The sequence below is a fragment of the Cellulosilyticum sp. genome, from assembly GCF_982396655.1.
The window spans coordinates 1-17,402 of sequence record NZ_CEVXFV010000072.1 but is presented as its reverse complement, the minus strand read 5'-3'; the positions used below and the strand labels follow the sequence as shown (position 1 = coordinate 17,402).

The following is a 17,402-nucleotide window of genomic DNA, read 5'->3' as shown; positions in this document are numbered from 1 at the left end:
CACAAAAAAATATCCCGTATTTATACGGGTTACGGCGTTTCGCAAACGCCTAAAATATTTAAACCATGGAGGAGATAAAATGAAGAAACTAAAGGGTGGACTAGGTATTTTAATAGGTCTTGGTGTGATTGTAGCGGGGCTAGGGGTGTGGCAGAAGGAAAATATCGCCGCAGTATTAAAAGTTCAAAAGTACTCAGAAGAAGAGATTGCACTTCAAATTGATGGCCAAAAAGAGAGTGTTAATGCAGCATTAAAAAGTTATGGCATAGAGGGAATTAAGGACTTTAGCGTGGAGGAAGAAGAAGAAATCAGAAGTGGGAAGTTAACAGTAGAAGAAGCCATGCAAAAGATGGACAAGCAATTACAAGATGCAACAAGTGGAGAACGTCAAGATGCTACAAAGAGTAGCAAAATAATTGTTGAAGAAGCAGCTGCTAAAATGTATGGCTTAAAAGCAAAGTACATAGGAAAGCTTGGCGATTTAGAAAGACAGGCAAAGGAAGAATACAGAGAGTTAATGAAGGGGAGTCAAAAAAGTGGGATTGTAAGACAGCTTATTCCTAAGTATATGAAGGAGGTAATAGCACTGGAAAATGAATGTAATACAGAGGTGAATACGGTCTTAGCAACATTGACAAGTCAGCTTGAAGAGATAGGAGAGCCTACAGATATTGTAGGTACTATGAAGGCAGCCTATGAACAGGAAAAAACATTAAAGAAAGCGTATTATTTAAGTTTAGTTAAATAGTTATAGAAGCATATTAAAATGTAACTCAGTGTTTTGATAAGGCGGAAACTGCTGAATATATATATAAATTAATCGAATCTGTTTAAAAATTGGATTCATGTTATAAAAATGAAATGGTATGATGCATTTACAATGTATAAAATGCAATAAAATCAATAAAATGTAAATTTAATAAATTATTCTTATTTACAAATAAATAAGAATAATTTATCATTAATTAAGAAGACATATACCCTTGATGTAAATGAAATTTTAGCTAGCTTAGAAAATGGTTTATGAATAATTTTATTGGTTTTCTTAAAGTTAAGTGATTCATGACATAAAGTGTGAACAAATTCTAAGAAGCGCTAGAAAGTAGTAAAAAAAGAGGGAATGAATTCCCTCTTTTTTTATAGAGTAAGAAGGAAACTAAATAATATGTAGATGATATAATTTCTGAAAATTGAACATACTTATATTAATAAATATAAGATGGGAGGCAGAAAGATCATGTATATAGTTATTTTAGTAAGTGCAGGTGTAGTAGGCGTAATTGGCATACTATATAGCTGTGTAGCAGTATCTACTACTTATGACAAGCAAATAGATGATATTGCTCAAGAAAACTTTTTACGCCATTATCAAAAGCATGCACAAAAGAAAAAATAAAACAGAAGATGGGAGAGTACAAAAAGTATGTATGAGGAGAAAAAGGGGAGGTATTCTAAGCATCTTGACTTTATTATTCTAGATCTGCTAATGCTACAAATTACATTAATAGTTGCCTATGCTTTAAGACATGGATTGCTATGGGTCTATGATGATGCAGAGTACTTTTATTATGGGGTAGCATTAGGGGGGATAGACTTAGTTGTTATGTATTTTGCTCAGTCCTATAAGCATATTTTAAAGAGGGGGGCATTAGAGGAGTTACGTGCAACAATAGTACATATGACATCTATTGTCTTATTAAGTGTAGTCTATATGTTTTTTTTAAAGGTAGGAAAAAATATTTCAAGACTTATTTTACTTCTAGTATGGGGAGTGGGCATTGCTATTTTATTTGCCGCAAGGCAGCTTTTGAAATGCTGGATAAAGAAGTATATGAGTGTGCAAAGGGATATTCGACATATTATTTTAGTAGCTACCAAAAATGAAGCTTATGAGACAATGCAAATTGTGCAGACCAAAGAGTATAGGGATTATGTGATTGATGAGATTGTGCTTATAGAAGAGGTATTAGACGCGCAAGAAATAATGGGCGTACCCATCACATTATTTAATAAAGAAGAAACATTGGCGTATTTGAAAAATAATGTAGTTGATGAGGTGTTTATTAATTTACCACGAGAAGTAAAGATACCAGAAGGTTTTTTGGAAGGTTGTTATCAAATGGGCTTAACGGTACATATTAAGATGAGTTGCCGTCCCTATGAAGTAGGGTCAAGGGTATTAGAGGAACTTTTAGGATATACCGTATTAACAAGTGGTATGAAAATTGCTAAACCATATCAAATATTGTTAAAAAGGACAGTAGATATTATAGGAGGATTAATAGGAACCGTTGCAACTGGAGTTTTAACACTTATTTTGGGCCCCTTAATTTATTTTAAGGACCCAGGTCCTATCTTTTTTTCACAAATACGCATTGGCAAAAATGGACGTAAATTTAGAATCTATAAATTTCGCTCTATGTATATGAATGCAGAGGAAAGAAAAAAAGAGCTTATGGCACAAAATGAGATGAATGGCTTAATGTTTAAAATAACGGATGACCCACGTATCTTACCTGGTATTGGAGAGAAGATAAGGTCTTGGAGTTTAGATGAATTTCCGCAATTTGTAAATGTATTAAAAGGGGATATGAGTTTAGTAGGAACAAGGCCACCTACTGTGGATGAATGGGAACAGTATGAAAATCATCATTGTAAAAGGCTTGCAGTTAAACCCGGGCTTACCGGTATGTGGCAAGTAAGTGGGCGTAGTGATATTACAGACTTCGAGGAAGTTGTTGAACTCGATTCACAGTATATTACAGAGTGGTCTGTTGGATTAGATATAAAGATTTTATTTAAGACGTTGTTAGTTGTTTTGAAAAAATCAGGTTCAAGATAATGGGAGAACAAAGAGGGGAATAAAAATGAATATGAAGGGTAAAGAAAAAACGTACAAAATCGCTGTAGCAGGAACAGGTTATGTAGGATTATCCAATGCAATATTATTATCACAACATCATCATGTAGTGGCAGTAGATATTATTCCAGAAAAGGTAGAAATGATTAATCAAAAGCAGTCACCTATTGTAGATAATGAAATCGAGGATTATTTAAAGAATCATACATTAGATTTATTGGCAACGACTGATGCTCAAATGGCATATAAAGATGCGGACTTCATCATTATTGCAACACCGACAAATTATGATCCAGTAAAGAATTACTTTAATACGTCTTCAGTAGAGGCAGTTATTGAAGTTGTAATGAAAATAAATCCTAAAGCAACAATCGTGATTAAATCAACTGTTCCAGTAGGGTATACAAAAAGTATAAGAGAAAAATACAACTGTCATAATATTATCTTTTCACCGGAGTTCTTAAGAGAAGGACGTGCATTATATGACAACCTTTATCCAAGCCGTATCATAGTGGGTAGACCTGAAACAGAAGAAATGGTCATAGCTGCTGAGACTTTTGCAGGACTTTTGGCACAAGGCGCTATTAAAGAGGATATAGAGATTCTCTTTACAGATTTAACAGAGGCAGAAGCCGTTAAATTATTTGCGAATACATATTTAGCACTTAGAGTAAGTTTCTTTAATGAACTTGATACCTATGCAGAGGTAAGAGGACTCAATAGCAAACAAATTATAGAAGGCATTGGATTGGACCCTAGAATTGGTAATCATTATAATAACCCAAGCTTTGGGTATGGTGGGTATTGTTTACCAAAAGATACAAAGCAGTTATTAGCCAACTATAATGATGTACCACAAAATATTATGGGTGCTATTGTAGCCGCTAATAGCACAAGAAAAGACTTTATAGCAGAAAGAGTACTTCAAAAAGCAGGTTATTATAATAATTCGTTAGATGAAATGGCTGCTACATCAGAGGGGTATGTAGGTGTAGATGGCATTCCAGGAAAACCTGTGGTAGTAGGGGTATATCGATTAACGATGAAAGCTAATAGTGATAACTTTAGACAAAGTTCTATTCAAGGTGTCATGAAACGTATTAAAGCAAAAGGAGTAGAAGTTATCATTTATGAGCCTACTTTAGAAGAAGGAAGTCTATTCTTTGGGAGTCAGGTAGTTAATGACTTAGCAGTATTTAAAAAGCGTTGTGATTGTATTATTGCAAATAGATATAATGAAGAACTTGCAGATTGTGAAGAAAAGGTTTATACAAGAGATTTATATAGACGAGATTAATATGGGGGTCAGAAAAGTGGAAAACAGAGGGATAAAGGTATCAATAATTACACCTTCTTATAATAGTGAGAAATACATACAGAAAACGATAGAATCAGTTATGAATCAAACTTATTCTAACTGGGAGCTGATTATTGCAGATGATAAATCTACAGATCATACTTGTGAAGTCGTTAAGACACTCATGAAAGAAGAACCGCGCATCAAGCTAATTGAACTTAAAGAAAATGGTGGTGCTGCGATTGCAAGAAATAAGGCATTAGTGCAAGCAACAGGAAGATTTATAGCCTACTTAGATGCAGATGATTTATGGTACCCAGAGAAATTAGAGAAGCAAGTTGCATTTATGTTAGAAAATAATTGTGGATTTAGTTGTACTTCCTATGAAGTGATTGATGACAATGGCAAAAGTTTGAATAAGTATGTTTATATGAAAGACAAAGTCGACTATGTCGGGTTTCTGACTAATAATCTATTGCAGACAGTAGGCATTATGGCAGATACAGAGATTGTAGATAAGAAGTATTTACAAATGCCGAATATGAGACGTAGACAGGATGCAGCCACATGGTTACAGGTTTTAAAAGCAGGAAATCCTTGCTTTGGAATGAAAGAGGTACTGGCTAAGTATAGAAGAGCAGCAGGGTCTCTATCAAGCAATAAAGCAAAGGCAGTGAAAGGCGTTTGGTATTTATATCGAGAAGTCGAGAAGCTTAATTTATTATTTAGCTGTTATTGTTTTTGCCGATATGCTTTTCTAGCAGTATGGAAGCGTATATATATCAATAAGGTGTAAGTACTTATAGCCTGTTTAACTTATGATGAAAGGAATTGGTTGACGATGAAAGTATTACATGTGATAGGACATATAGGAAGAGGTGGTGACACTTCTGTTGTCTTAAATATTATGAGTAAAATGGATAAGGATAAATATCAATTTGATTTTTTAACCCATGAAGGAGCAGATGAGAATGTAGTTCAGCAATTAAGGGAACAAGGGTGTAATGTATATGTTCTTAAGGGGGATGTAAGAAAGTTAGGCCCTGTAAAATATTATTGGGAAGTCAGAAAGACAATCGCATCAGCATCTGTTAAATATGATATTATGCATACACATACATCCATGCAGTCCGGTGTTGCCCTAATGGCAGCAAAGCATGAGGGAATTCAAAAACGTATATGTCATTCGCATGTAAGCCAAATTCAAAGAAAAGCTAATATATTAAGCCGTCTCATTGCTACACCTATCTTTAGAATGTTATATGGATATTATGCTACAGATAAAGTGGCCTGTAGTAAAATGGCAGGTGACTTTTTGTTTGGTAAGGGCAGAGAATATAAGGTAATTTATAATGCTGTAGATGTTCAAAAGTACATTGATGTGGATAGTAGAGATGTTGAAGCGATTAGAAAAGAACTAAATTGTGATGCTAATGATATTTTAATCGGGCATATTGCAAGTTTTACACATATGAAAAATCAAGACTTTGATTTAGTCTTAGCTAAAAGGTTACAGGATAGGGAAGATATAAAGTTTGTTTTAGTAGGAAAGGGAAATGAGTTTGAACGAATAAAAAATCAAGCTGATGAAATGGGGCATAAGGTACTACTTATAGGGCAGAGAAATGACGTAAATAAATTAATGAAAAGTTTTGATTGTGTCATATTACCTTCTAATCCAGGGGAAGGATTTCCGGTTACAATTATTGAAGCGCAAGTGGCAGGATGTTCTTGTATTATTTCAGATAAGGTCACCAAAGAAGTGGAGATTGGACTTAATCTCGTAGAAACTATTCCGTTAGAAGATGTTGATAGATGGGAATCCGAAATTAGGAAGATACAAAGAAAGGCTGATATTACGCAGCGTAACAAAATAGCTAAGAGGGTAGAAGAGAAAGGGTTTTCCATTCAAGAATTTGTACAACAATGGTTATCTGTTTATTAATAGGAGGATGAAGATGGATAAGGGAGTCAAAAAAATATACAATTTGGAACGTAAGCTTTATATAAAAAAGGTACCCGTAGTGCCTAAAATTATTAAAGGATTTATTAGAATTGTATTTAGTGCAACAATACCATATACTAGCGTGATTGGGGAGGGGACAAGGTTTCCGCATGGTGGACAAGGTGTGGTTATTCATGAAGAAGCAGTAATCGGAGAAAATTGTGTTATACAAGCAAATGCAATAATCGGCGGAAGAAAAGGGAGAAGCGGTGCACCAAATATTGGGAATGATGTATTAATAGGCGCTGGGGCTGTTATTTTAGGAAATATAAACATTGGTAATCACGTTGCAATTGGTGCGAATGCAGTAGTAACAAAATCTATTCCTAATAATGCGGTAGTGATGGGGAATCCTGGTGTGATTACTAGATATTTAAGTGAAGATGAAAATGTAAAATAAGTGTTGGGAGAGACAGATGATTTATTTTTTGAGCTTATCACTAATATTAATCTTAAGTAGCATATGGATTGTATTAAAAAGGCCTACTAGAAGAAAATACAGTATGCTTTTTTTTGGAATAGTGTCTTTTACAGCAATGCTAGTCCTATCTGGTGCAAGAGGGTTAAAAATCGGCACAGATACAGAGATGTATGTCAGATATTTCAATAGTGTAGAAGGACTAGGAGATTTGTCCAGTTATGCGGATCGATTTGAGACGGTATATCGTATTTTTAACTGTTTAATTGCGCAGATTTTTGGAGATGCACATGCATTGCTATTTCTTAGTACATTAGTTACTTTAACTTTATTCTATATTTTATTTTATAAGAAATCAAAGGTACCTTGGTATTCGATTTTGATGTTTTTGTTCCTAATGTTTTACTACAATAGTATGTGTTTATTACGACAATATATTGCAATGGCAGTTACAAGCATAGCATTAATATATTTAGGTGATAAGAAATATATTTCATTTATAGTAATAGCATTGATTGCCGGGAATATTCATTCATCGGCTTTTATCATTTTAATTATGCTGCCCTTAAGTATGGTGAAAATAACAAGAAAGAGAAGAGTACCTGTTATCGTCGCAGCAATTGCTATTAGCTTAAGTATGGATAAAATAATAAGTATTTTAATTCGCTTAATGCCGAGATATGCCACCTATTTGGGGTCTGGATATTACTTAGAAAATCAGCTAGGAACATTTTTAAAATCATGTGTATGGACATTAATGTTTTTTGTTGTTGATTATGCGTATTTTAAATACAGTGTTAATGAGGATGAAGCACAAGAAAGTCCGCTTTGGAATCGAATAGAATATTATTGTGGTCTATTAGGTTTTTCAATTACGTTAGCTTCTATGCATGGCGCAATTTTAGAGAGGATGAGTTATTACTTTGCAGTCATATACTGTGTATCAGTAGCTAATGCATTAAACAAATTTAAACGTAGAAGAAGTAAGTATAGAGTAGCCTTTGCGATTATGTGCGGAAGTATAGTATATAACCTTGTCATTTTAGGCTTAAGGCCATACTGGTCAGGGGTAATACCATATATCTTTTGGGAATAATAGAGAATAGGATGGAAGAACTATGAAGACAAAAGAAATGTTTTTAAGAAAAGTGATTTTTAAGATCAGGCAGAATAAAAAAATAAAAGCAGTACTTAGAAGACCTGTTAGAGCCGTTCGTCAATGTTTAACGTATTCAAAGGCAAAAAGAATATATGAGAAGATAGAAAGTGATATTAAAAAAGTTAATAGAGATGAAAAAATAATTTGGTACTTTTGTGCACCAGAACATCTTAATTTAGGAGACTTAGCACAGCGTTTGTGTATTGAAAATTGGCTTGCTGAAAATTATAAGGCATATAAAGTTGTAGAAATTCCAGTAATGGGATTGATGCGATTCAAAAATAAAGTTAAATCACAAATAGATGAAAAGTTAACGCAGACAGATATATTGATATTCCAGAGCGGATATACAATGTCTGATTATCATCCTGATGATTGTGTAAGAAAGATGATATTAAAACAATATAAAAATAATCCATGTTTAATCTTCCCGCAAACAATACTTTACCATGATTCTCAGAAATTAGAGGCTATTAAAGAAACATTAGGACAAGTTAATAATTTATTATTATTAGCAAGAGATGAAGTTTCATTTGAATTTGCTAAGACTAATTTTTCGAATATTAGGATAAAGTTATATCCTGATATTGTTACGACATTAATTGGTAAATATAGCTTTGAGGGAAGAAGATCAGGAATTGGTATGTGCATTAGAAATGATGGAGAGAAATATTATTCAGATGATCAAATTTATGATTTAAAAAGGAAGTTAGAAGAATACGGAAAGGTAGAATTAACCGACACAAACTGCAATAATATGGGAAGCATTAATCATGAAACGATAGAAGAAGAGGTACTTAACAAGATAAAAAGTTTAGCAAGATATGAAGTGGTGATTACGGATAGATACCATGGAACTATTTTTTCATTAGTAGCGGGCACACCAATTATAGTCATAAAAACAAATGACCATAAGGTAGCATCTGGTGTGGAATGGTTTAAGGGGGTATATGATGAACAGGTATATTATTGCGCTTCTTTAGAAGAGGTGCCTACATTGGTAAAAGAAATAATAAATACAAAAAGGAGATATAAGTTAGAACCATATTTTAAAGAAGCTTACTATGATAAATTGAAGTGTGAATTTGAAAATAGAAAGGGACGAAAGGAACAGATGTAAAAATGGAGATTTGTAACAGTGTTGAATGTACAGGGTGTATGGCGTGCAGAAATATATGTCCAGTAGATGCTATTCAGGTAAAAGCTGATAGATATGGTTTTTATATTCCTGTAATAGCTGAAGATAAGTGTCTTAAATGTGGAAAATGTAAAAAGATTTGTCCTAATAATTATTTGGTTGAAGGAGAGAGTAGCAATCAGATTGTTTTAGCTACATGGCGTAAAGAAAAGGAAATTAGAGAAAAAAGTACATCAGGTGGCATATTTACTGGAGTTGCTGAATGGATTATTCAACAAGATGGCGTGGTTTTTGGTGCTATTATGGATAAGGCGCATAATGTAAGGCATAGTTTAGCTAGAACGATGGCAGAGGTTGAGGCAATGCGTGGTTCTAAGTATGTTCAAAGTGATGTGGGCTATTCATATAGAGCCGTTAAAAAAGAATTAGAAACAGGAAGAGTCGTACTGTATACAGGAACACCATGTCAATTAGCCGGATTATATAGATATTTAGAAAAACCATATGACAACCTATATACGATGGATATAGTATGTCATGGTGTCCCTTCACCGAAAGTTTTTAAAGATTATATTCAGTACATAGAAGAAAGCGCGCATGATGAGGCGATTGAGATTTCATTTAGAAAGAAGAAACCAAGTTGGTCTGTTTTTAGTATGTATATCAAATTTCAAACAGGAAAGGAATATATAAAAGATGCATATCATGACCCATACTTAGTGGGTTTCTTAGATGATTATTTATCGCGAGAATGTTGTTATACGTGTAAGTATACAAGAGAAAGTAGATTAGGAGATATAACAGCAGCTGACTTTTGGAGTTATGTTTCCTATACATATAAAGAGAGAAATACTGAAAAGGGAATTTCACTGGTTATTTTAAATACTGAAAAAGGAAAAAGAATTTTTGAAGATTTAAAGGATAAGTACTTCTTTGTAGAGCGTTCAATACAGGAGGCAAAGAGGGGGAATCGTTGTTTAACTAAGCCTTATGGTAAAGCAAAGAAGAGAGAAGAGTTTTGGAAAGAATATAATGAAAGTAATGATTTTATAAGGTGTGCATCTAAATTTTTCCCAAAGAAAAAGCGTAGCCTTAAACATAGGATTAGTGAAATGATAAATAGGTATTATTATATAATGCCTAACTGTGTTAAAAAGAAATTAAAAGCTTATTGGGAAAATAAGAAGTAAATATATAGGAGATACATAAGTGAAAAGTGTAGATAAACTTTTGAAAAAATATAAGGCATTTCCAGAACCTGCAAAAGCAGCACTTTGGTTTACAATATGTAGTATTTTACAACGTGGTATTCAATTTATAGTCGTACCAATTTATACAAGGGTGCTTACGACTACAGAATATGGTTACTATTCAGTATTTACATCTTGGACAGAGATTATAATGATTTTTTGTACATTAAACTTATTTTATAATAGTTATAATGTAGGGTTAACACGATTTGATAAAGATAATGATAGATTTACTTCCTCTTTATTAGGCGTATGTTACATCTTAACGAGTCTATGTTTTATAATTTATCTTATATTTAGAGAGAGATTTAATAGCTTTTTTGGTATGACAACAGCATTGTGCATATGTATGTTTATTCATTTGTTCATTATGTCATCCTATCAATTTTGGGCTGCTAAACAACGTTATGAATATAAATATAAGTTAGTCATTTTTGCAACTTTATGCCTAGCCATTGGCACGCCAGTATTGGCATTAATTTCTATAGTTTTTATGAGAAATCATTGCTTGGCGGTTGTTGGAAGCAAAGTGTTTGTTGAGGTTTTCTTAGGGATACCAGCTTTGATTGTAATTGTTAAAAGAGGGAAGACATTATTTAATCAAATCTACTGGAAATATGGTTTGAAAAATAATATCCCGTTAGTACCCTATTATTTATCACAAATTATTTTAAATCATTCAGACCGTTTAATGATCAACAACTTTTGCGGTACTGCAAAGGCAGGAATTTATTCTGTAGCATATTCCGCAGCAATGTTATTAACAATGATTAATACAGCTATGAATAATTCTGTGATTCCATGGAAGTTTAAGAAGCTAAAGAATAGAGATATTACAGGAATTCATGAAGTTACGTTTTCTCTTATGCTATTAGTAATGGGAATGAATGCGGTTTTAGTTGCATTAGCGCCAGAAGCATTGGCTATATTAGCTTCAAAAGAATATTATGAGGCGGTATGGATTATTCCGCCAGTTGCATGTAGTGCTTTTTTATTGTTTGTTAGCCAGCAATTTATTAACATTGAATTTTATTATGAAGAGAATAAGTTTGCTGCTTATAGTTCAATACTCGTGGCAGTATTGAATATAGTATTAAATTATATTTGTATTCCTAAGTTTGGGTATATTATTGCTGGATATACAACTTTATTTTCATATTTAATCTTTACGCTGATACATTACATAGCTATGAGATATGTATGTAAAAAACATATGGATGGTCTGACCATATGGAAAATAAAAGATATTGTGCTAATAACATTATTTTTACTTATTTTTTCGGCAATAATGTTACTAGGTTACAAGGGATATTTATTAAGATATGCGACTGTAATAATAATTCTTAGTATAATTATAGTAAAGAGAAATGAGATTATAAAAATAATAAGGTTTAAGCGTTAATATAGAGAAAACAACTCAAAACTATGAATAACTAAAATTTATAAATGTGAAATCTATAAGTATAAAAATTTAGAGGAATAAGGTGAGCATGTCATGAAAATAAAAAAGTAATGTATGGGCAATATATTTTATTGGTATGTATATTGGTGTGCATATTTATATTATCATCGCAATCCGCCCAAGAATCTAAGGCATTAAGTAATCATTTTATTTCAATTTATCAGCGAGGAGTAGAAATAAATCCATTTTTTTCACATCGTACAAAAGAAGTTTTACTGAGTAGACCGAGTCATTATGTGAGGAAACTAGCACATATATTTATATACTTTATATTGGGGATAGTTACATTATTAACATTATGGAGAACCCAAATTAGAAGAAGTATATGTCCGCTACTTGCTTTAATGATATGTATTATATATGCCATAACAGATGAGTGGCATCAATATTATGTGGCAGGAAGGGGTGCGCAACTAAGTGATGTACGCATTGATAGCTGCGGTGCTTTAATAGGGATTATGCTGAGTGTCGTTATAATTAAAATCATAGGAAGTTTATCAAATAAATTAAAAGGAAAATGATGTAAGATACTTCAAGAAAACTTTGCATCATGGGAGCATATGATAGATAGTTATATTATTTCTTTTTAGAATTGGAGGAGATTAGATGAAAGCAACAAGTATTTATTTTTCAACAACAGGAACCACTAAAAAAAGTGTAATGCAGATGGCAAAAGTATTTGATGAATCTTTTATAGATAGAGATGTAACGCTCTGGAAAAATGTAAAGCAGGAAGAACAATTTAATCAAGATGAAATTGTCATATTTGGGGCACCTGTATATGGGGGGAGAATTTATAGTGGCGCAGTAAAACGCTTTAAACATTTTAAGGGGAAAAAGACACCTTGTATTATTGTGGCTGTCTATGGTAATAGAGATTTTGATGATGCACTGATTGAATTATATGATTTAGTTAAAACACAAGGCTTTATTCCAGTGGGGGCAGCAGCAGTCGTGGCACAACATACATATGGGCAAATTCAAGTGGGAAGGCCCAACGAAGAAGACTTAATGCAGAACCGTAAGTTTGCACAAAAGATTTATGAAAAGATTGCGCATGGTGATTTATCAGAAGTAACTGTACCAGGACATAGGCCTTATAAAGAAGGGGGTACAGGCGGTTCATTTAGACCAACTACCCTTGAAGGATGTTCTAGATGTGGTTTATGTGCAGCGAATTGCCCAGAAGGAGCAATTAATCCAGAAAATCCGATGATTTTAGATGAGACAAAGTGTATAGCTTGCTTTAGATGTATTAAAGAATGTCCAGAAAAGGCTAAGGTTATGGATTCACCGCAATATGATGCTTTTGTGAAAGACTTTAATGTAAGATTAGCTAAGAGAAGAGAAAATGTATACTTTGATAATATTTTCTAAGCATAGAAGAAGGCTAGAAGTTAATTTGTAAAGAGAGGAACCATAAAATATAGCGCTTCATAAGCAGGAATATCTGAAGGTGAAATAAATTTTGTAGGAAGAGCTGGTGGTGTAAGAAGCTTGGGCATTTCAAAAGGATCTATATAGGTATAAGTAATAGGTTTAAGCCCAACGTTGCCATCTTCAGCAATAAGGAAGGAATCTTCCTGACCAGAAAGAGACTCCCATATAAGTTTTTCCTGAGCCATACCGCAAGGAAAGTAGGTGAAAATAACAAGACAGTTATTGCTAAGTTTATCTACAGTTGCAGTTGTAGCGAACTCTTCTAAGGCATCGGTATCTTCATTATAAACAAGCTGAACAAGTCGTATATTTTGAATGGTACCGATTACTTTAAGTTCAATATACTCCCCATAACCTAGACCTTGAAGGCGTAGTGTATTTTTGCTTTTTAAAGAAGTGGGTGTTTTATAACAAGGTGTGAGTTTGACCATTGTTTGAGGATAATTAGATGGATTATCCTCTTTTTTTGCACTGATAGGGAGTGTTAAAAACAGACTTAATGGTAAAATAAATGCACAAACAAAAACTTTTTTTACAAAAGAAAATTTATTCATACAATCGCCTCATTTATAGGTAGTATAGATTTCACATTTATAAATTTTAGTTATTCATAGTTTTTAGTTGTTTTCTCTATATTAAAGTAGTGTATGTAGCCTTGAAAATAAATATGATAGATGGTTTAGGGAAAAGACACATTAGGCTATAATAAAGTAAACCATGAAGAGAAGGAGCTTAATAAAAGATTAATGGAAGTAAGAAATTTTATTGTAACACAGGCAAAACTAGCTAGTGAAAATGAATATATTAAAAAGCTTGTACAGGGCATAAAAATTGCGGCGTATTATGATGTTGATGCACTTGTAACAAGGCAGCTCACACCTTTAAAGAATTACTTATTAAATCGAGAATTAGGTGTAATTCAGTGGGCAGATTATACACTTTTAGTAGATAAACAGGCACTCATTAAACGCGTAAATTTAAACTGCAAGGCATGTACTAAGAAACATGCAGCGGGATGCTGTTTCGGAAGTCCTTGTAATTATGGAAAACGAAACCTAGCAGTATTTAATCAGTATCAATCACAGCTCATAAAAGAACTTATTAAGATTGAACCAGCACGTTATGCACAGCTTCTAGCACATCAAATAGAAAGTATGTCAGAGGAGCTACTAAGATGTGGTGAAAAATTAGAACTTGAAATGGTGGATGAAAAGGGGACTGTCACCTCTTGTGAGGGGCGATGTGGCCTACTGATTCGAAAAGACGGTGTTGCAAGATGTTTAACCCATCAATATGCATTAGAAAACAACTTATCAGTCTATGAACTTTCACCATTATCTTGTCTGATGTTTCCACTAGACTTTTTAGTTTTCCTTACAGAGACAGGAGAAGAAGTTGTATTTTTAACGAGTGTTGTAGAAGATGAATTTGCTGAGCAGTATGGGAGATGGGGACGTTATCGTAATTTTGAATTAGATTTTGAATGTGTAAGTGTTGAGGCACATAACGAGATATTTAAGATAGAAGATTATAAGCCACTTTATGAGGTTAATAAAGATTTATTTATTCATGAGTTTGGTGAAGAAGTATATGAAGGAATTTGTATGATTTGTAGAAAGTAAAACAAGTTAACGCATAGATTTACCTCAAACTGTAAAAGTTAAAACTAGAATATAATTTAGCGAGGTAAAAAAAATGAGTGAGACAAATATCGTAACGATTAGTGCTAATGAACTCTTGCTACTATTAGGCGTTATCGGAATTATAGGTATAGTAGGTGGTTGGCTGAGCCAAAAGATTAAGGTGCCAGATGTGGTTATTTATCTTTTAGCAGGAATATTAGCTGGCCCTATATTTTTTGATGTTGTCAATGTAAATAGTTTTCCAGTAGCCAATGAGATTATTATTAGCTTCGGTTCTGCTTTTATCTTATATGAAGGTGGGCGAGAAATTAAACTAAAAGTATTAGAGGAGGTTAAAGTAACAGTAGGATTATTAGCCACAGTTGGTGTCGTCATTTCTATGTTAGTGGTGGCAGCAGGGGTTTATTTTGTGTTTGGCTTACCATTTAGTATTTGTTTATTATTAGGTGCCATTATTGCATCGACAGACCCTGCTAGCTTGATTCCTGTATTTGGCCAAGTTTCCATTATTAATAGACTGAAACAAACAGTTATTAGTGAATCAGCTTTTAATGATGCTGTTGGTGCTATTTTAGTAACAACGCTTATTTCTGTCATTGTTTCTAATTCATTTACCTTTAGCAAAAGTCTTTTTCAGCTTGTGATTATGGTTGTAGTAGGGGCATTGATTGGGGTAAGCGTAGGTCTTATAGCAGAATTTGTTTCAGCCGAAAAGTCATATGGGATTTTTAGAGAATTTGGCCCCATTATCTCTGTACTGGAAGTTATATTTGCCTATCAAATTGCAGAACATTTACATGGCAGTGGTTATATGTCAGTGTTTATTGCTGGCCTTATTTCTGGAAATAAGAGGAGATTTGGTTTATGGGCACCAGAAGAAAACTTTGTTTCTGCAATGCATTTTAGAGAAAATATAGCAACGCTTTCTAGAATGGCAATTTTTATTGTTTTAGGGACACAGGTCGATGTACATTCTTTGTTGCTGTATGCGCCTAAGGCAATTTTAGTCGTTGTTATATTGATGTTTATAGCAAGGCCACTAGTTGTCTTAATTTGTGCCTTACCAGATAGAAGAGCAAGATGGAAGAAAAATGAACTTTTGTTTATGATGTGGGTAAGGGAAACAGGTGTTATTCCAGCAGCTTTATCAGGAATGGTAGCCTCTATGAAAATACCTAATTATGAAATGATTTCATCAGTGGTATTTATGACAATTTTGGTGACTTTATTATTGCAAGCAAGTACAACTAAATGGGTGGCTAAGAAGTTAGATGTACTGCAATAATGACGTCATTTATAAATAAGAAGATGAATATAATCCCTATATAACAAGTAATTAAAGGAGCTTATTATATGGGGATTTGCTATTTAGGAACAGAAACACCGTATTCTTTTGAAAGATTTAAAATAATGCCACCACCTAAAGGGTATAAGCCTATCTATATCAGTCATTTAGGACGGCATGGTTCAAGGTATATAACAAGTGGAACAGATGCAAAAGAGTTATATGAAGTTTTAAGTGATGCTGGAAGTAAGAAGATGCTTACAACTAAGGGGTATAGATTGAAAAGCAAGGTAAAACACTTTTTACAATTGTCAAATGGAAAGTATGGTCTTTTAACCATGCGGGGCATACAAGAGGAAATGGGTATTGGAAGACGTATGTATTTGAGAAATCCAGAGGCTTTCGGTAAAGAAGTAGAGGCAACGTCCACTTATGTAACGCGGGCAAAGCAGAGTATGGAAGCTTTTTTAAAGGGGCTAGGGCAATTTGTATCAACTAGTACATTTATTGCAACGGTAAATGATGAGATTGATCCTATTTTACGTTTTTTTGATTTGAATACAGCTTATTTAAAGTATAAGAAAGACGGAGAATGGATTCAGAGTGTTCATATTTTTGAGCAAAGAGCAGAGGTAGCAGAGCCTTTTTTAAGTCAGTTTTTTGAGAAAAGATATAGGATTAATATTCTAGAACCTTTAAAAATAGCAACTACAATTTATGATATATATGCAAATACCTTTAATATGAATGTTAATTTAGGTTTGTCACAATACTTTACGCAGGAACAATTATGTTATTTTTGGGAAAATGAAAATTTGCAGAATTACTTAGAAAAGGGACCGAGTTATATAGGGCAAAATTTACCTACAGACATTTCATTTGCATTACTACGTCGTTTTATTGAAGAAGCTGATGAAGCAATAGAAAAGCGAGATAAATCAGCTACTTTACGTTTTGCCCATGCAGAGACAATTATTCCTTTTGTAAGTTTATTAGGGCTTCGAGGGGGTTCAAAACAAACGAATGATTTAAATGAGGTGTCTAAGATTTGGAGGGATTGCAACATTTCTCCTATGGCAACCAATTTACAATTTATATTTTATGCAAGTAAGGAAGAAAAGGATATCTTAGTAAAACTACTTTACAATGAAAAGGAGTATCCATTGCCCTTTGAGACAGCACATTATCCGTATTATGAGTGGAAAGAAATAAGAGCTTTTTATATGAAGGTATTACAAGCATTACCTATTCCGAAAGATGAGAGTGTAGTATTGCAGGTGAAGAACTTTAATGAAGTATAAAGCGTTTAAATAAAAATATATTATTTACATATAGATTTCACATTTATAATTTTAGTTATTCATAGTTTTTAGTCATGTGAAATCATTGGGAGAAAAAAATTTACCTACATGTATATTTCAAGTTTTTAGTTGGTTTCTCTATAT

Annotated in this window: 17 protein-coding genes; 16 read left to right on the top strand and 1 reads right to left on the bottom strand. The window is 33.2% G+C overall.

What is annotated here, in order from left to right:
• The first annotated feature begins 79 nt into the window (after positions 1-79).
• The 13 genes from AC1VAQ_RS19255 to AC1VAQ_RS19195 all read left to right on the top strand — a co-directional run bounded on the left by AC1VAQ_RS19255 (position 80) and on the right by AC1VAQ_RS19195 (position 12,966).
• Entirely contained in the window at positions 80-748 is a 669-nt protein-coding gene (locus tag AC1VAQ_RS19255) for a hypothetical protein (RefSeq protein WP_302595490.1), read from the top strand.
• Between the two features lie 489 nt (positions 749-1,237).
• Positions 1,238-1,396: a hypothetical protein gene (locus AC1VAQ_RS19250; protein WP_302595492.1), complete on the top strand. Its 159-nt coding sequence runs from the start codon at positions 1,238-1,240 to the stop codon at positions 1,394-1,396.
• 27 nt (positions 1,397-1,423) lie between these two features.
• Positions 1,424-2,842 (top strand): sugar transferase, encoded by a 1,419-nt coding sequence (locus AC1VAQ_RS19245; protein ID WP_302595493.1) that lies wholly within the window; start codon positions 1,424-1,426, stop codon positions 2,840-2,842.
• Positions 2,843-2,867: 25 nt separating this feature from the next.
• On the top strand, positions 2,868-4,157 hold the full coding sequence (locus AC1VAQ_RS19240) for a nucleotide sugar dehydrogenase (RefSeq protein ID WP_302595495.1): 1,290 nt from the start codon (positions 2,868-2,870) through the stop codon (positions 4,155-4,157).
• Positions 4,158-4,173: 16 nt separating this feature from the next.
• Complete coding sequence (locus tag AC1VAQ_RS19235; RefSeq protein WP_302595497.1) at positions 4,174-4,953, top strand: glycosyltransferase family 2 protein; 780 nt, start codon at positions 4,174-4,176, stop codon at positions 4,951-4,953.
• Between the two features lie 45 nt (positions 4,954-4,998).
• On the top strand, positions 4,999-6,102 hold the full coding sequence (locus tag AC1VAQ_RS19230) for a glycosyltransferase (protein WP_303243760.1): 1,104 nt from the start codon (positions 4,999-5,001) through the stop codon (positions 6,100-6,102).
• Positions 6,103-6,115: 13 nt separating this feature from the next.
• Complete coding sequence (locus AC1VAQ_RS19225; protein WP_302595499.1) at positions 6,116-6,562, top strand: serine O-acetyltransferase; 447 nt, start codon at positions 6,116-6,118, stop codon at positions 6,560-6,562.
• 16 nt (positions 6,563-6,578) lie between these two features.
• Positions 6,579-7,676 carry an EpsG family protein gene (locus AC1VAQ_RS19220; RefSeq protein ID WP_302595501.1) on the top strand — a complete coding sequence of 366 codons (1,098 nt, stop codon included), beginning with the start codon at positions 6,579-6,581 and terminating at the stop codon, positions 7,674-7,676.
• Positions 7,677-7,698: 22 nt separating this feature from the next.
• A complete protein-coding gene (locus AC1VAQ_RS19215; RefSeq protein ID WP_302595503.1) occupies positions 7,699-8,859 on the top strand; it encodes a polysaccharide pyruvyl transferase family protein in 1,161 nt (386 codons plus the stop codon).
• Between the two features lie 2 nt (positions 8,860-8,861).
• A complete protein-coding gene (locus AC1VAQ_RS19210; protein WP_302595504.1) occupies positions 8,862-10,067 on the top strand; it encodes a Coenzyme F420 hydrogenase/dehydrogenase, beta subunit C-terminal domain in 1,206 nt (401 codons plus the stop codon).
• A 19-nt stretch (positions 10,068-10,086) separates the two neighbouring features.
• Positions 10,087-11,529, top strand: coding sequence for a lipopolysaccharide biosynthesis protein (locus AC1VAQ_RS19205; RefSeq protein ID WP_302595505.1), 1,443 nt, complete (start codon positions 10,087-10,089; stop codon positions 11,527-11,529).
• A gap of 110 nt (positions 11,530-11,639) precedes the next feature.
• A complete protein-coding gene (locus AC1VAQ_RS19200) occupies positions 11,640-12,110 on the top strand; it encodes a VanZ family protein (protein ID WP_302595506.1) in 471 nt (156 codons plus the stop codon).
• An 85-nt stretch (positions 12,111-12,195) separates the two neighbouring features.
• The gene (locus AC1VAQ_RS19195) at positions 12,196-12,966 is read left to right on the top strand and encodes a flavodoxin domain-containing protein (RefSeq protein ID WP_302595507.1); all 771 of its coding nucleotides are present in this window, start codon (positions 12,196-12,198) and stop codon (positions 12,964-12,966) included.
• Between the two features lie 20 nt (positions 12,967-12,986).
• Here AC1VAQ_RS19195 and AC1VAQ_RS19190 read toward each other — a convergent pair whose 3' ends face one another.
• Positions 12,987-13,583: a hypothetical protein gene (locus AC1VAQ_RS19190; protein WP_302595508.1), complete on the bottom strand. Its 597-nt coding sequence runs from the start codon at positions 13,581-13,583 to the stop codon at positions 12,987-12,989.
• A gap of 192 nt (positions 13,584-13,775) precedes the next feature.
• Between AC1VAQ_RS19190 and AC1VAQ_RS19185 the strand changes: the two genes are divergently transcribed.
• From AC1VAQ_RS19185 to AC1VAQ_RS19175, 3 genes are all read left to right on the top strand, one after another.
• On the top strand, positions 13,776-14,651 hold the full coding sequence (locus AC1VAQ_RS19185) for a hypothetical protein (RefSeq protein WP_302595509.1): 876 nt from the start codon (positions 13,776-13,778) through the stop codon (positions 14,649-14,651).
• Between the two features lie 73 nt (positions 14,652-14,724).
• Positions 14,725-15,957 (top strand): cation:proton antiporter, encoded by a 1,233-nt coding sequence (locus tag AC1VAQ_RS19180; RefSeq protein WP_302595510.1) that lies wholly within the window; start codon positions 14,725-14,727, stop codon positions 15,955-15,957.
• A gap of 68 nt (positions 15,958-16,025) precedes the next feature.
• Positions 16,026-17,258 carry a histidine-type phosphatase gene (locus AC1VAQ_RS19175; protein WP_302595511.1) on the top strand — a complete coding sequence of 411 codons (1,233 nt, stop codon included), beginning with the start codon at positions 16,026-16,028 and terminating at the stop codon, positions 17,256-17,258.
• Positions 17,259-17,402: the final 144 nt, after the last annotated feature.

Coding starts and splice junctions, on each gene's coding strand:
- AC1VAQ_RS19255 (WP_302595490.1), top strand. CDS start 80: ATGAAGAAACTAAAGGGTGGACTAGGTATTTTAATAGGTCTTGGTGTG.
- AC1VAQ_RS19250 (WP_302595492.1), top strand. CDS start 1,238: ATGTATATAGTTATTTTAGTAAGTGCAGGTGTAGTAGGCGTAATTGGC.
- AC1VAQ_RS19245 (WP_302595493.1), top strand. CDS start 1,424: ATGTATGAGGAGAAAAAGGGGAGGTATTCTAAGCATCTTGACTTTATT.
- AC1VAQ_RS19240 (WP_302595495.1), top strand. CDS start 2,868: ATGAATATGAAGGGTAAAGAAAAAACGTACAAAATCGCTGTAGCAGGA.
- AC1VAQ_RS19230 (WP_303243760.1), top strand. CDS start 4,999: ATGAAAGTATTACATGTGATAGGACATATAGGAAGAGGTGGTGACACT.
- AC1VAQ_RS19225 (WP_302595499.1), top strand. CDS start 6,116: ATGGATAAGGGAGTCAAAAAAATATACAATTTGGAACGTAAGCTTTAT.
- AC1VAQ_RS19220 (WP_302595501.1), top strand. CDS start 6,579: ATGATTTATTTTTTGAGCTTATCACTAATATTAATCTTAAGTAGCATA.
- AC1VAQ_RS19215 (WP_302595503.1), top strand. CDS start 7,699: ATGAAGACAAAAGAAATGTTTTTAAGAAAAGTGATTTTTAAGATCAGG.
- AC1VAQ_RS19210 (WP_302595504.1), top strand. CDS start 8,862: ATGGAGATTTGTAACAGTGTTGAATGTACAGGGTGTATGGCGTGCAGA.
- AC1VAQ_RS19200 (WP_302595506.1), top strand. CDS start 11,640: ATGTATGGGCAATATATTTTATTGGTATGTATATTGGTGTGCATATTT.
- AC1VAQ_RS19195 (WP_302595507.1), top strand. CDS start 12,196: ATGAAAGCAACAAGTATTTATTTTTCAACAACAGGAACCACTAAAAAA.
- AC1VAQ_RS19190 (WP_302595508.1), bottom strand. CDS start 13,583: ATGAATAAATTTTCTTTTGTAAAAAAAGTTTTTGTTTGTGCATTTATT.
- AC1VAQ_RS19185 (WP_302595509.1), top strand. CDS start 13,776: ATGGAAGTAAGAAATTTTATTGTAACACAGGCAAAACTAGCTAGTGAA.
- AC1VAQ_RS19180 (WP_302595510.1), top strand. CDS start 14,725: ATGAGTGAGACAAATATCGTAACGATTAGTGCTAATGAACTCTTGCTA.
- AC1VAQ_RS19175 (WP_302595511.1), top strand. CDS start 16,026: ATGGGGATTTGCTATTTAGGAACAGAAACACCGTATTCTTTTGAAAGA.